The organism is Lyngbya aestuarii BL J (assembly GCF_000478195.2).
Classification (GTDB): Bacteria; Cyanobacteriota; Cyanobacteriia; order Cyanobacteriales; family Microcoleaceae; genus Capilliphycus; species Capilliphycus aestuarii.
This window is the reverse complement of record NZ_AUZM01000261.1, coordinates 1-930: the sequence shown is the minus strand read 5'-3', so window position 1 is coordinate 930 and position 930 is coordinate 1. Positions and strand designations below refer to the sequence as shown.

Annotated in this window: 1 protein-coding gene; it reads left to right on the top strand. The window is 38.6% G+C overall.

Translation table 11 applies throughout. The features are described from left to right. Positions 1-551 precede the first annotated feature (551 nt). On the top strand, positions 552-930 hold a 379-nt coding region (locus tag M595_RS27950), incomplete at its 3' end, for an FAD-dependent oxidoreductase (RefSeq protein ID WP_023068122.1).

Here is a 930-nt window from a genome sequence, read left to right as displayed (position 1 = left end):
CTCAGACGTGTGCTCTTCTGATCTCCGTTGCGGGGGTTCCCCCCGTTGTAGGAACTTCGTAAGAGAGTGACTGCCGAACCCGGAGGGTCTTGGGGTCACGCCTGCGTGGAGCAACTTTGCAATCTTAGGCAAAAGTTCGATTATCAAAGGTTTTCAGCCTTTACAAATGTCCTAACCTTAGTGAGTAGCACTATATCTCTCTCAGAAAACTTAACCAAACATAAATCTCAAATCCCGGTGTCTCCGTCAATTGTTGCCAATGCGATGTATTTATACCAATCTGAGCTAGATTCCCAAAGCAATCAAGATAGATTTTACAAAAGTTTTACATAAATCTCTGGATAACTTTACATAAACACCTGTTATTAACTCCTGTCAACAATATAAATTAAATTGTATTGTTTCATCCGGTTAATTCAAGTTTTAAAATCAATCTCTGAAAAAAACTCAGATCAGTTATCATTGTCGCTTGGATAGCGTCCATCTCGCTAATTCTTCATAACTTTTTTCCCGGTTATGACCCGTATCCTCTCCTCATAGGAAACATATATATGCTGCAAGTTGTCAAATCTGGGTACAGAACTTCAAGCCGAATTTGTATTCTCGGTGGTGGCTTTGCTGGATTATATACAGCTTTGTACTTAGATCGTCTATCTTGGTCTAAAGGGAAAAAGCCGGAAATTGTTCTAATTGATCAAAAAGATCGCTTTCTATTTACTCCATTTCTCTATGAATTAATCACCGGAGAACTCCAAACCTGGGAAGTAGCTCCCTCCTTTCAAAAGTTATTGATGGATACAGATATTCAATTTCATCAAGGAACTGTAAAAGGGATTGATTTACAAGAACATCAAATTCTATTGCAAGATGGCGATCCTTTATTGTACGATTATTTAGTTCTAGCAGTTGGCAGACGAAGCTATTCTGATA